This is a genomic window from Bacillus sp. THAF10, assembly GCF_009363695.1.
Lineage (GTDB): Bacteria > Bacillota > Bacilli > Bacillales > Bacillaceae_I > Sutcliffiella_A.
Genome location: NZ_CP045403.1, coordinates 362030 through 374668, shown reverse-complemented (window position 1 = coordinate 374668; position 12639 = coordinate 362030). Strand labels below are relative to the sequence as shown.

At 45.3% G+C, this 12639-nt stretch carries 9 protein-coding genes and 3 rRNA genes; 6 read left to right on the top strand and 6 right to left on the bottom strand.

Annotated features, from left to right (window positions below):
- Nucleotides 1–67 precede the first annotated feature (67 nt).
- The 6 genes from FIU87_RS02060 to FIU87_RS02035 all read left to right on the top strand — a co-directional run bounded on the left by FIU87_RS02060 (nucleotide 68) and on the right by FIU87_RS02035 (nucleotide 3817).
- Entirely contained in the window at nucleotides 68–1603 is a 1536-nt protein-coding gene (locus FIU87_RS02060) for a glycine betaine uptake BCCT transporter (protein WP_152443043.1), read from the top strand.
- 114 nt (nucleotides 1604–1717) lie between these two features.
- A complete protein-coding gene (locus FIU87_RS02055; protein ID WP_152443042.1) occupies nucleotides 1718–2209 on the top strand; it encodes an Hsp20/alpha crystallin family protein in 492 nt (163 codons plus the stop codon).
- Between the two features lie 123 nt (nucleotides 2210–2332).
- Nucleotides 2333–2872, top strand: a complete 540-nt coding sequence (gene sigY / locus FIU87_RS02050; protein WP_152443041.1) for an RNA polymerase sigma factor SigY — start codon at nucleotides 2333–2335, stop codon at nucleotides 2870–2872.
- Entirely contained in the window at nucleotides 2865–3191 is a 327-nt protein-coding gene (locus FIU87_RS02045; protein WP_152443040.1) for a YxlC family protein, read from the top strand. Before sigY ends, FIU87_RS02045 begins: the two co-directional genes overlap by 8 nt.
- Nucleotides 3188–3409, top strand: coding sequence for a transcriptional regulator (locus FIU87_RS02040; RefSeq protein WP_152443039.1), 222 nt, complete (start codon nucleotides 3188–3190; stop codon nucleotides 3407–3409). Before FIU87_RS02045 ends, FIU87_RS02040 begins: the two co-directional genes overlap by 4 nt.
- Before the next feature lie 87 nt (nucleotides 3410–3496).
- Nucleotides 3497–3817: a hypothetical protein gene (locus tag FIU87_RS02035; protein WP_216647527.1), complete on the top strand. Its 321-nt coding sequence runs from the start codon at nucleotides 3497–3499 to the stop codon at nucleotides 3815–3817.
- Nucleotides 3818–3914: 97 nt separating this feature from the next.
- Here FIU87_RS02035 and FIU87_RS02030 read toward each other — a convergent pair whose 3' ends face one another.
- From FIU87_RS02030 to FIU87_RS02010, 6 genes are all read right to left on the bottom strand, one after another.
- Entirely contained in the window at nucleotides 3915–4451 is a 537-nt protein-coding gene (locus tag FIU87_RS02030) for a P-loop NTPase family protein (RefSeq protein WP_152443038.1), read from the bottom strand.
- Between the two features lie 407 nt (nucleotides 4452–4858).
- Complete coding sequence (locus FIU87_RS21185) at nucleotides 4859–4996, bottom strand: hypothetical protein (protein ID WP_216647525.1); 138 nt, start codon at nucleotides 4994–4996, stop codon at nucleotides 4859–4861.
- A gap of 732 nt (nucleotides 4997–5728) precedes the next feature.
- A 5S ribosomal RNA gene (gene rrf / locus FIU87_RS02025) occupies nucleotides 5729–5845 on the bottom strand.
- 84 nt (nucleotides 5846–5929) lie between these two features.
- Nucleotides 5930–8863 (bottom strand): 23S ribosomal RNA (locus FIU87_RS02020).
- Between the two features lie 204 nt (nucleotides 8864–9067).
- Nucleotides 9068–10619, bottom strand: a 16S ribosomal RNA gene (locus FIU87_RS02015).
- Together the 16S, 23S and 5S rRNA genes form the textbook arrangement of a ribosomal RNA operon.
- Before the next feature lie 620 nt (nucleotides 10620–11239).
- On the bottom strand, nucleotides 11240–12565 hold the full coding sequence (locus FIU87_RS02010; protein ID WP_152443037.1) for an NCS2 family permease: 1326 nt from the start codon (nucleotides 12563–12565) through the stop codon (nucleotides 11240–11242).
- Nucleotides 12566–12639 lie beyond the last annotated feature (74 nt).

Below are 12639 nucleotides of genomic sequence, written 5' to 3'. Positions count from 1 at the left end.
GCTGGCGTTTTTTAAACAAATACTTAGGAAAGAAGTGATGAGAGATTTTTAAAGGAGTGAACACAAAATGAAAAAAGCAACCCCTGTATTTATTGTTTCTATTGTTGTTGCAGTCTTATTCATTATTTGGGGTGTGATGCCTGAAAGCGTGTTAGGTAATGGAGCTCTAGGCCCTGTAACGACTGCTATACAAGGCTTTATAGTGGATAAGTTTGGATGGTTTTATTTATTAACAGCAACGTTATTCTTGCTATTTTGTATTATTCTTATCTTTACAAAATATGGCCGTATTAAGCTTGGAAAAGCAACAGATGAACCGGATTACAATTACATCACATGGTTTGCGATGTTATTTAGTGCCGGTATGGGTATCGGATTAGTATTTTGGGGTGCTTCTGAGCCAATGTACCACTTTTTTGCCCCACCAACTGGTGAAGGGGAAACGGCCGAAGCAGCCAGAGTAGCAATGCGCTATTCATTTTTCCACTGGGGACTTCACCCTTGGGCGATTTATTCTGTTATCGCGCTGGCACTAGCCTATTTTCAATTCAGAAAAGGCAGCCCTGGAGTGATTAGTTCTATTTTACGACCAGTACTCGGCGACCGTGTAGACGGAAACCTTGGAACCTTTATCAACTTTATCGCAGTATTTGCAACGATCTTTGGTGTTGCTACCTCCCTTGGGCTCGGTGCCATTCAAATAAGTGGAGGGCTGGCGAGTATCACACCTGCTATTTCGAACAATACCGTGACACAACTCATCATTATTGCAGTGGTAACGGTGTTATTTATGCTATCTGCTCAAACTGGACTAAACCGTGGAATTAAATACTTAAGTAATTTGAACGTTGTGTTGGCCATCTCGTTAATGCTTTTCTTATTGTTCGCTGGCCCAACCAACTTCATTATGGACCTATTTACTACAACGATTGGAAGCTACATTCAAAACCTTCCATCGATGAGCTTCCGCTTGTTCCCATTCGATCAAAATAATACATGGGTACAAGACTGGACGATTTTCTATTGGGCATGGTGGATTGCCTGGGCTCCATTCGTTGGAACCTTTATCGCCCGAATCTCTAGAGGCAGAACGATTCGCGAGTTCCTGCTTGGGGTATTGCTCGTACCAACAATCTTTGGTGGCTTATGGTTCTCTGTATTTGGAGGCTCCGCGATTTTCCTTGAATATTTTGAAGGAACTCCTATCTATAGTGTCATTGAAAATACAGGAACAGAAGCAGCATTATTCTCTGTCTTCCAGAACTATCCGTTTGGCATGATTATGTCAGGACTGGCGATTTTCTTAATCTGCACCTTCTTTATCACATCTGCAGATTCTGCCACTTTTGTGCTCGGCATGCAAACAACGAACGGCAGTATGCATCCGCCTAACTCCATCAAGTTCATCTGGGGTGTGGTTCAGTCAGCAACAGCTGCCATCCTACTTTGGACAGGAGGACTGCAAGCATTACAAACCGCTTCGATTATTGCGGCTTTTCCGTTTGCGATTATCATGATCCTGATGGTTCTGTCCTTAATGAAATCCTTCAAGAAAGAAAAATTCACGGGCGTCATGCCTGCTGATGAAAAAAATGAAAATTAACAACAGCACCGCCTGACCACAATGGTTAGGCGGTGTTTTTTATCTAGGCACTCACCTACCACTTCCTGCATATTCTGATAACAAAAGTAGGTAGGAAAGGAAGCGAGATGTCTGATGATGCCTTTTAATCAATTTAATAATCAATTTAAAAACATGGGAGATTGGCGCAAACAATGGGATCAGTTTTTTGGAGACGAATTCTGGAAAGGGTTTGAGCCCTATTTCGAAAACATGCAAACCCAAACCAATATCTACAAAAGTGAAAATGAAATCCTTTGTGTGATGTGCCTTCCCGGTCTTGTCAATCCAGATCAAGTCCAGCTCTACGTTCGTCCCCAACAACTAGAAGTAAAAGGACAAATTAACTTAAACATTCACGGCTATGAACTAATCGACGAAGGAATCGCCCAAGGAGAATTCGAACGCTCCTTTGAACTTCCTTATCCAGTTCGTGACGACAAAGTAGATGCCACCTACGAAAACGGCATCCTCTATATCCACCTCCACCGCCACATCCTAAGCGATACAAAACGGCAGGTCTATGTGAGAGGTGGGAAAAATAAGCCCTCTTCCTCCACAAGGGATTCACAATACGATGGCGAATAGTACTGACAATAACCCCTATGATTTTAGGGGTTTTTATTATGAAAAAAAAATGTAAAAAATAAAATGAACGCTAACCCGTTTCGGAGCGTCTTATGGTTGAACACATGGAAAGGAGGCACTGGGGTGGAGCAAAAAGAGGATATGCATCTTATACAAATAGCACAATCAGGGGACGATGACGCATTCACAGAACTTTTTCAGCGTCACTACTCTTTTCTATACAAGTACTTGCTTAAGCTTACACTCGAGGAAGAAATGTGTAACGACCTTGCCCAAGAAACAATGATGAAGTGTTATACCAACCTTTCATCTTTTAAAGGAAATAGTAAGTTTTCTACTTGGATGATCTCCATCGCTTCAAGGCTCTATATTGATACCATCCGAAAACGAGAAAGAGAAAAGAAAAAAACAACACGCCTCCTTCATGCACTCTCTAGACAACTCACCTTCCGTTCTAGCTCAAATCGCCTAGAATGGAGCGATACGTTTACTGACTTTAACCAACTGTCAGCGGAAACAAGAACCCCTATTTTACTAAGGCACTATTACGGGTACACGTATGAGGAAATAGGTAACATGCTAGGATTGAAGGAAGGAACCGTTAAATCAAGAGTACACAACGGAATTAAGGCAATAAGAAAGGAGTGGGACCACGATGAATGAACAAGACAAAAAGCACACGACGATTAAGAAGCTACAAAACGATTGGAAACAGTTAGAAGAACTAGCGACACCACCCATTCCCACTGCCCAAAAGCTTCAAGAACAACTTCAATTATCAAAAGCAAAAAAACGAAAAGCGTTTCAAAAGGAGCTTGGAATATTCATCTTTACTGCTTTCATTATTTTAACAATCTTTACCGCAACAATCCTACAAGTGCCACAACTATTTATCATCATCCAACTTTCCGCATTCATTGTTGCACCAATAACTTATTACATCCTGCACAAGCGGAACCAGGAAGGAAGCGTTCCATCATGACGCCAGAAGAATTGAATCTACTTTACACCCTGCTTCCATGGCTCCTACCAGTTCTTTTAATTCAAAGTATTGTTCTATTTATTGACGCAAAGAAAAAAGAAAGCTATGCCTGGTTTTGGGGAATTTGGGGCTTAATTCAGTTTCCATTACCCACCCTGCTTTACTTACTTTTTGTCGTATACCCCCATCACAAAAGAAAAAATCGGAGGATACCTTAATGGATATTGACTGGACACTGCTAGCCCCTATTATAGTATTGCAACTTATTCTTATGTCTACTATTTAACAATGTTGGATGGGAGATAATGCTTAGCAGTCTAGTGGTTTATAGCTTGTGGATATTCTTCAATATTTCTGTCACTATTTTGGCAGGAACACTCCTTCGTTCAGCTGGAGCAATTGCTGGCGTCAGCATGTTCTTTCTCGCTCTTTTGAGTGCTTCCACAGGCCTATTCTCAAAATTTATGACCTGGAGCCCATCAAACCTAAGAGAACACGCCACCTCCATTCTAATGCAAGGAGAGCTTTTGGATAAAGGCTGGCTCGTTCTAAGCATGACTCTCGCCTTATCAGTAGTGTTTATCTCTTTAGCAGTTTTCCATTTTAAAAGATTTGAACAGTTCTAAGTTAAAGGCTTTAACAAATTATTGCTATGAACCAGGAAAATATGCACAGAGTAACAAGGTTTGCGAAAACAGCCAAGTAAAAAGAGTAGCTAGCGTATTATGACGCAGAGCTACTCTTTGATTTTTCTATTTCATTTAGAAAATATTCAATAGCTGCCTTCCCCTTTAGCCTGATTACAAGCTTATCTTTTTGGTAAAAGTTCAACCGTTCTTTCATTGTTTTTTTCCTCGCTTTATAGGTAGTGAGGATAAACTTTAGAAAGTCCCACTCCATTCTCTCTGTACACCCTCCACCAAGATCATGCCGACGCTTCCCTAGGTTTGTTAGCCATCTCTTGATAACACGGTATACGCACACACGCAACGGGAGCTCTAAATAAATAATCGTATCTGCCTGTTCCGCTCTTAAACTGAAGGTTGCCGAGTAGTTCCCCTCCACAATCCAGGAATGGTTGTTTTTTATCATATTTTCTTGTGCTATCGTGAACTCCTCTAAGCTTGCCTGTACCCACCCTGGCTTCCAAAAGAACGCATCTAAGTGAAATACTTCGATTCCTAATGCTTTTCCAAGTCGCATGGCAAAGGTTGACTTCCCTACACCTGCTGATACCCCAATAACCATCATTCGTTTCATCTTAGTGTGTCCCCCCCTACTCTACACATTAGTTAGAAAAATAAGTATAGTGGAAAGGAGGTGGAAAATCTAGGGGTTTTTGAATGTAATGCTGATTTATTGACGTCATGTAGCATTTCCTCGTTTTTGGGTTGGTCCACACTTCTGCTTGACTTATTTTTATGAGCCCTCTTCATTTTTGGGGCGTGCAGCTCCTCTGCTCGACCTATTTTTATGAGCTCTACTTATTTTAGGTCGTTCTGCCGAAGAAATCGTAACGAAAATAGGTTTGGCATCAACTCGAGGGGTTTTGGCACGAACTCGACCTGTTTTGGCATGAACTCGCACCCATTCGGCATCAACTTGCCCCATTTTGGCACGAACTTTTGAAACAGATCATTCCAATTACCTTTTTTTGTAATAAACACCTAAATTTCAGGCATTTTTTCATCGCAATGTCTCACCAACACGTCCAATCTTGGCCATCTAACTAAAATAATCACCCCAAACCCCATCTTTTCATGAAAAATAAGCAAATTTTGCACTTTCACTTGAACTGTTCCCATACAATATTAATCGCACAGGCCGAGCTCATTCACACCTTCTATTGCAGCAACCCTGCGCTTCTTCATGATTTCCTGGATGTAAGTTCAACGAAAATCCCTTTTTATATTCATCGCTTTTTGATAGGTTAAGGGTGTCAAGGAATGAAGGGGGCTGGGATGGCGGAGTGGATACGAGTGGATGGATGCTGTTTTGGTTGCTTGACCTATTTTTACGGGGCTAACGCTTTTTTGTGTCTTCCAGACTAGCTGCTCGACCTATTTTTTTGACTGCTACTCATTTTTACGTCGTCCAGTACCTCTGCTCGACTTATTTTTACGAGTGCCACTCATTTTTGTGTCGTCCACCACCTCTGCTCGACCTATTTTTATAGTTCATTTCGTTTTTCGGTCGTCCAATCGAGGAAATTGAGGCTAAAATAGGTTCGGCATCAACTCGAGGTTTTTTGGCACGAACTCGACCTGTTTTGGCATGAACTCGCACCCTTTCGGCATCAACTTGCCCCATTATGGCACGAACTTTTGAAAAAGATCATTTCTATTACCTTTTTTTGTAATAAATACCTAAATTCCAAGCATTTTTTCCACGCAATGTCTCACCAGCACGTCAATCTTGGCCATCTAATTAAAATAATCACCCCAAACCCCATCTCTTCATGAAAAATAAGCAAATTTTGCACTTAAAAACACAAAAAAACCAGTGCCTACTCACATAAGCACTGGTTTCTCTCATTTGCCTGGCAACGTCCTACTCTCACAGGGGGACAGCCCCCAACTACCATTGGCGCTGAAGAGCTTAACTTCCGTGTTCGGTATGGGAACGGGTGTGACCTCTTCGCTATCGCCACCAGACATATTCAATTGAAGGTTTATTCCTTCAAAACTAGATAATGTGTTCCTATCAAGAATTCTATCGTGTCATCATGTAAATCATATTGGGTTAAGTCCTCGATCGATTAGTATTCGTCAGCTGCACGTGTCGCCACGCTTCCACCTCGAACCTATCTACCTGATCATCTTTCAGGGATCTTACTTACCGAAGTAAAAGGAAATCTCATCTTGAGGGGGGCTTCATGCTTAGATGCTTTCAGCACTTATCCCGTCCGCACGTAGCTACCCAGCTATGCCTTTGGCAAGACAACTGGTACACCAGCGGTGCGTCCATCCCGGTCCTCTCGTACTAAGGACAGCTCCTCTCAAATTTCCTGCGCCCACGACGGATAGGGACCGAACTGTCTCACGACGTTCTGAACCCAGCTCGCGTACCGCTTTAATGGGCGAACAGCCCAACCCTTGGGACCGACTACAGCCCCAGGATGCGATGAGCCGACATCGAGGTGCCAAACCTCCCCGTCGATGTGGACTCTTGGGGGAGATAAGCCTGTTATCCCCGGGGTAGCTTTTATCCGTTGAGCGATGGCCCTTCCATGCGGAACCACCGGATCACTAAGCCCGACTTTCGTCCCTGCTCGACTTGTAGGTCTCGCAGTCAAGCTCCCTTGTGCCTTTACACTCTGCGAATGATTTCCAACCATTCTGAGGGAACCTTTGGGCGCCTCCGTTACTCTTTAGGAGGCGACCGCCCCAGTCAAACTGCCCACCTGACACTGTCTCCCAGCCCGATAAGGGCTGCGGGTTAGAATTTCAATACAGCCAGGGTAGTATCCCACCGACGCCTCCACCGAAGCTAGCGCTCCGGCTTCCAAGGCTCCTACCTATCCTGTACAAGCTGTACCAAAATTCAATATCAGGCTACAGTAAAGCTCCACGGGGTCTTTCCGTCCTGTCGCGGGTAACCTGCATCTTCACAGGTACTATAATTTCACCGAGTCTCTGGTTGAGACAGTGCCCAGATCGTTACGCCTTTCGTGCGGGTCGGAACTTACCCGACAAGGAATTTCGCTACCTTAGGACCGTTATAGTTACGGCCGCCGTTTACTGGGGCTTCGGTTCAAAGCTTCGCTTGCGCTAACCTCTCCCCTTAACCTTCCAGCACCGGGCAGGCGTCAGCCCCTATACTTCGCCTTACGGCTTCGCAGAGACCTGTGTTTTTGCTAAACAGTCGCCTGGGCCTATTCACTGCGGCTCTCTCGGGCTTTAACACCCTAACAGAGCACCCCTTCTCCCGAAGTTACGGGGTCATTTTGCCGAGTTCCTTAACCAGAGTTCTCTCGCTCACCTTAGGATTCTCTCCTCGCCTACCTGTGTCGGTTTGCGGTACGGGCACCTCACTCCTCGCTAGAGGCTTTTCTTGGCAGTGTGAAATCAGGAACTTCGGTACTATATTTCCCTCGCTATCACAGCTCAGCCTTATAGGAGAAGCGGATTTGCCTACTTCTCAGCCTTACTGCTTAGACGCGCATATCCAACAGCGCGCTTACCCTATCCTTCTGCGTCCCCCCGTTGCTCAAACGGAGTGGAGGTGGTACAGGAATATCAACCTGTTATCCATCGCCTACGCCTTTCGGCCTCGGCTTAGGTCCCGACTAACCCTGAGCGGACGAGCCTTCCTCAGGAAACCTTAGGCATTCGGTGGAAGGGATTCTCACCCTTCTTTCGCTACTCATACCGGCATTCTCACTTCTAAGCGCTCCACCAGTCCTTCCGGTCTAGCTTCAACGCCCTTAGAACGCTCTCCTACCACTGTTCGTAAGAACAGTCCGCAGCTTCGGTGATACGTTTAGCCCCGGTACATTTTCGGCGCAGAGTCACTCGACCAGTGAGCTATTACGCACTCTTTAAATGGTGGCTGCTTCTAAGCCAACATCCTGGTTGTCTAAGCAACTCCACATCCTTTTCCACTTAACGTATACTTGGGGACCTTAGCTGGCGGTCTGGGCTGTTTCCCTCTTGACTACGGATCTTATCACTCGCAGTCTGACTCCCATGGATAAGTCTTTGGCATTCGGAGTTTGACTGAATTCGGTAATCCGATGAGGACCCCTAGTCCAATCAGTGCTCTACCTCCAAGACTCTTACTACATGAGGCTAGCCCTAAAGCTATTTCGGAGAGAACCAGCTATCTCCAGGTTCGATTGGCATTTCACCCCTACCCACACCTCATCCGCTCACTTTTCAACGTGAGTCGGTTCGGGCCTCCATTCAGTGTTACCTGAACTTCACCCTGGACATGGGTAGATCACCTGGTTTCGGGTCTACGACCACGTACTCATGCGCCCTATTCAGACTCGCTTTCGCTACGGCTCCGTCTCTTCGACTTAACCTTGCACGGGATCGTAACTCGCCGGTTCATTCTACAAAAGGCACGCTATCACCCATTAACGGGCTCTAACTACTTGTAGGCACACGGTTTCAGGATCTATTTCACTCCCCTTCCGGGGTGCTTTTCACCTTTCCCTCACGGTACTGGTTCACTATCGGTCACTAGGGAGTATTTAGCCTTGGGAGATGGTCCTCCCTGCTTCCGACGGGATTTCTCGTGTCCCGCCGTACTCAGGATCCACTCAGGAGGGAACGAAGTTTCAACTACAGGGTTTTTACCTTCTATGACGGACCTTTCCAGGTCGCTTCATCTACCCCGTTCCTTTGTAACTCCATGTAGAGTGTCCTACAACCCCAAGAGGCAAGCCTCTTGGTTTGGGCTAATTCCGTTTCGCTCGCCGCTACTCAGGAAATCGCATTTGCTTTCTCTTCCTCCGGGTACTAAGATGTTTCAGTTCCCCGGGTCTGCCTTCCATACCCTATGTATTCAGATAAGGATACTGCTCCATTACGAGCAGTGGGTTTCCCCATTCGGAAATCTCCGGATCAACGCTTACTTACAGCTCCCCGAAGCATATCGGTGTTAGTCCCGTCCTTCATCGGCTCCTAGTGCCAAGGCATCCACCGTGCGCCCTTAATAACTTAACCTCAGACCAAACGGTCTTGTGTCGATATCAGCGATGATATCTATTAGAAAATTACTAAGATGAACGATATTTTGTGAATATCTTGATATTAGTTACATTATCTAGTTTTCAAGGAACAAATGAGACAAATCGACAGATTTGCCATTCATAATTGAGAGAATGCTCTCTCAAAACTAAACAAAACAACAAGCGTCTTTATCCTTAGAAAGGAGGTGATCCAGCCGCACCTTCCGATACGGCTACCTTGTTACGACTTCACCCCAATCATCTGTCCCACCTTAGGCGGCTGGCTCCAAAAGGTTACCCCACCGACTTCGGGTGTTACAAACTCTCGTGGTGTGACGGGCGGTGTGTACAAGGCCCGGGAACGTATTCACCGCGGCATGCTGATCCGCGATTACTAGCGATTCCGGCTTCATGCAGGCGAGTTGCAGCCTGCAATCCGAACTGAGAACGGTTTTATGGGATTGGCTCGACCTCGCGGTTTTGCTGCCCTTTGTACCGTCCATTGTAGCACGTGTGTAGCCCAGGTCATAAGGGGCATGATGATTTGACGTCATCCCCACCTTCCTCCGGTTTGTCACCGGCAGTCACCTTAGAGTGCCCAACTGAATGCTGGCAACTAAGATCAAGGGTTGCGCTCGTTGCGGGACTTAACCCAACATCTCACGACACGAGCTGACGACAACCATGCACCACCTGTCACTCTGTCCCCCGAAGGGGAAGGCTCTATCTCTAGAGTGGTCAGAGGATGTCAAGACCTGGTAAGGTTCTTCGCGTTGCTTCGAATTAAACCACATGCTCCACCGCTTGTGCGGGCCCCCGTCAATTCCTTTGAGTTTCAGTCTTGCGACCGTACTCCCCAGGCGGAGTGCTTAATGCGTTAGCTGCAGCACTAAAGGGCGGAAACCCTCTAACACTTAGCACTCATCGTTTACGGCGTGGACTACCAGGGTATCTAATCCTGTTTGCTCCCCACGCTTTCGCGCCTCAGCGTCAGTTACAGACCAGAGAGTCGCCTTCGCCACTGGTGTTCCTCCACATCTCTACGCATTTCACCGCTACACGTGGAATTCCACTCTCCTCTTCTGCACTCAAGTTCCCCAGTTTCCAATGACCCTCCACGGTTGAGCCGTGGGCTTTCACATCAGACTTAAGAAACCGCCTGCGCGCGCTTTACGCCCAATAATTCCGGACAACGCTTGCCACCTACGTATTACCGCGGCTGCTGGCACGTAGTTAGCCGTGGCTTTCTGGTTAGGTACCGTCAAGGTGCGAGCAGTTACTCTCGCACTTGTTCTTCCCTAACAACAGAGCTTTACGACCCGAAGGCCTTCATCGCTCACGCGGCGTTGCTCCATCAGACTTTCGTCCATTGTGGAAGATTCCCTACTGCTGCCTCCCGTAGGAGTCTGGGCCGTGTCTCAGTCCCAGTGTGGCCGATCACCCTCTCAGGTCGGCTACGCATCGTCGCCTTGGTGAGCCGTTACCTCACCAACTAGCTAATGCGCCGCGGGCCCATCTGTAAGTGATAGCCGAAACCATCTTTCAACAAGAAACCAGGAGGTTTCTTGTATTATCCGGTATTAGCTCCGGTTTCCCGAAGTTATCCCAGTCTTACAGGCAGGTTGCCCACGTGTTACTCACCCGTCCGCCGCTAACTTCTTAAAAGCAAGCTTTTAAGAAGTTCGCTCGACTTGCATGTATTAGGCACGCCGCCAGCGTTCGTCCTGAGCCAGGATCAAACTCTCCAATAAAGAGTTTGAGCTGTTGCTCAAAATTGTTGCTAGCTTGTTACTTAAAATTCGTTCATGTTAACCTCGAAAGGTCAACGTGGACGCTGTTGTTTTGTTTAGTTTTCAAAGAGCATTTTTTGTCGCTCCGTGGCGACTTAATTACTATACCATGTTGTCTGTTTTCCGTCAACACAATATTTTAATTTTTTGTTGCAATCTTTACAGCGATATATCAAATCGTGTTTTTGAGGCAACGAATAATACTATACCACCTATCCTCATCTACCGTCAACTACTTTTTTAATATAATTATATTCTTTTAGATTCTCTTACTTTTATATAGTTTGCGAACTTTGCTCTTACTCCTCCCGTACCACCTCCACAAAATCCTAAACATTATATATAGAAGAATTAATAAAAGAAGGCTGTTTTCGCATACTTTATCTATACTGCGTATAGTTAAGGCACCCGCAATCAACGTTGCTATCGTACTTTATCATGGAGAAAGTTTTTTAAAATGTGGCAATTTCTATTCGCAGAAAGATTGGAAACCGGCTTTTTCTTAGGTTTTACAATCATCTTTTAGAAAAGAGCCTAAAAGTAAAACCCCCTGCATTCGCAAGGGGTTTTACTACTATCTACTATTCTATTAAGAATACAAAATACAAAATAAAAATTACAAACAATGCGTACATGACTGGATGAATCTCTTTTCCTCTTCCTTTGATTAACATGGTAATAGGATAGAAGATGAATCCAACCGCAATTCCTGTTGCTATGCTATAGGTTAAAGGCATGGCAATGACTGTTAGGAATGCTGGTACTGCTATTTCGAATTTGTTCCAGTCGATCTTCCCAAGAGCGGAGACCATCAACACGCCGACAATGATAAGCGCAGGTGCCGTTACTGGTTCGGTGATGACAGATAGTACAGGGAAGAATACTAATGATAGTAAGAATAATCCCGCTGTGACCACAGAGGCAAAGCCTGTTCTTCCTCCTGCTGCCACACCTGATGATGATTCGATATAGGAAGTAGTGGTGGACGTTCCGAAGACGGCACCAGCTACGGTTGCAGCTGAATCTGCAAAGAGCGCTTTGTTTGCTCTAGGAAGCTTGTTATCTTTCATAAAGCCTGCTTGGTTTGCTACTGCAACCAAGGTTCCTGCTGTGTCGAAGAAATCTACAAACAAGAAAGTTAGAATGACCACTAGCATTTGGATGGTGAAAATGTCGCCTAAATGAGTGAAAGCTGCACCGAATGTAGAACTCATGCTAGGAACTCCACCGACGATTTGTCCTGGACGATCAATCAGACCAAAGAGCATTCCAACTACTGCTGTGATGACAATTCCGAAGAATATGCCTCCTTTAATTCCTCTTACCATCATAATCACGGTAATGACTAATCCGAAGATTGCTAGTAGGGTGTTACCATTTGTTAAATCTCCAAGTGCGACAAGCACTACTTCGTCGCCAACTATCACACCTGCATTTTGAAAACCGATGAATGTAATGAAGAGTCCGATACCTGCACCTACTGCATACTTTAACTCTGCAGGAATGGCATTGATTATTTTTTCACGAATTCCGAACATTGTTAAGAAAACAAAGATCAAACCTGAAACTAATACGCCAGCTAAAGCTGTTTGCCAAGGGATGCCCATTCCTAGTACAACAGAATAAGCAAAAAATGCATTTAGTCCCATACCTGGTGCCAATGCAATTGGGTACTTTGCATATAGACCCATGATTAGGCAGCCTACAGCAGCAGAAAGCGCTGTTGCTGTAAAGATTGCTCCTTGATCCATGCGAAGAGCATCTGGATAATCTCCCACACTAGCTAGTGAAAGCATCAGCGGATTGACAACTAGTATATATGCCATTGCAAGAAAGGTTGTTAGTCCAGCAACGGATTCAGTTTTGTAGCTTGTGCCATGCTTGTCAAATTCAAAGTAATTTTTCATTCTGATCCTCCTAAAAAAATCCTCATAAAATAAGAAACGCCCCCGGCAGATACCAGAAGCGTAAATCAGTTGAC

Excerpts from the sequence above, each read along its gene's own strand:
- FIU87_RS02035 (WP_216647527.1), top strand. The coding sequence starts at position 3,497 with ATGCTTAGCAGTCTAGTGGTTTATAGCTTGTGGATATTCTTCAATATT.
- FIU87_RS02045 (WP_152443040.1), top strand. The coding sequence starts at position 2,865 with ATGAATGAACAAGACAAAAAGCACACGACGATTAAGAAGCTACAAAAC.
- FIU87_RS02040 (WP_152443039.1), top strand. The coding sequence starts at position 3,188 with ATGACGCCAGAAGAATTGAATCTACTTTACACCCTGCTTCCATGGCTC.
- FIU87_RS21185 (WP_216647525.1), bottom strand. The coding sequence starts at position 4,996 with ATGGGAACAGTTCAAGTGAAAGTGCAAAATTTGCTTATTTTTCATGAA.
- FIU87_RS02055 (WP_152443042.1), top strand. The coding sequence starts at position 1,718 with ATGATGCCTTTTAATCAATTTAATAATCAATTTAAAAACATGGGAGAT.
- FIU87_RS02010 (WP_152443037.1), bottom strand. The coding sequence starts at position 12,565 with ATGAAAAATTACTTTGAATTTGACAAGCATGGCACAAGCTACAAAACT.
- FIU87_RS02030 (WP_152443038.1), bottom strand. The coding sequence starts at position 4,451 with ATGAAACGAATGATGGTTATTGGGGTATCAGCAGGTGTAGGGAAGTCA.
- FIU87_RS02060 (WP_152443043.1), top strand. The coding sequence starts at position 68 with ATGAAAAAAGCAACCCCTGTATTTATTGTTTCTATTGTTGTTGCAGTC.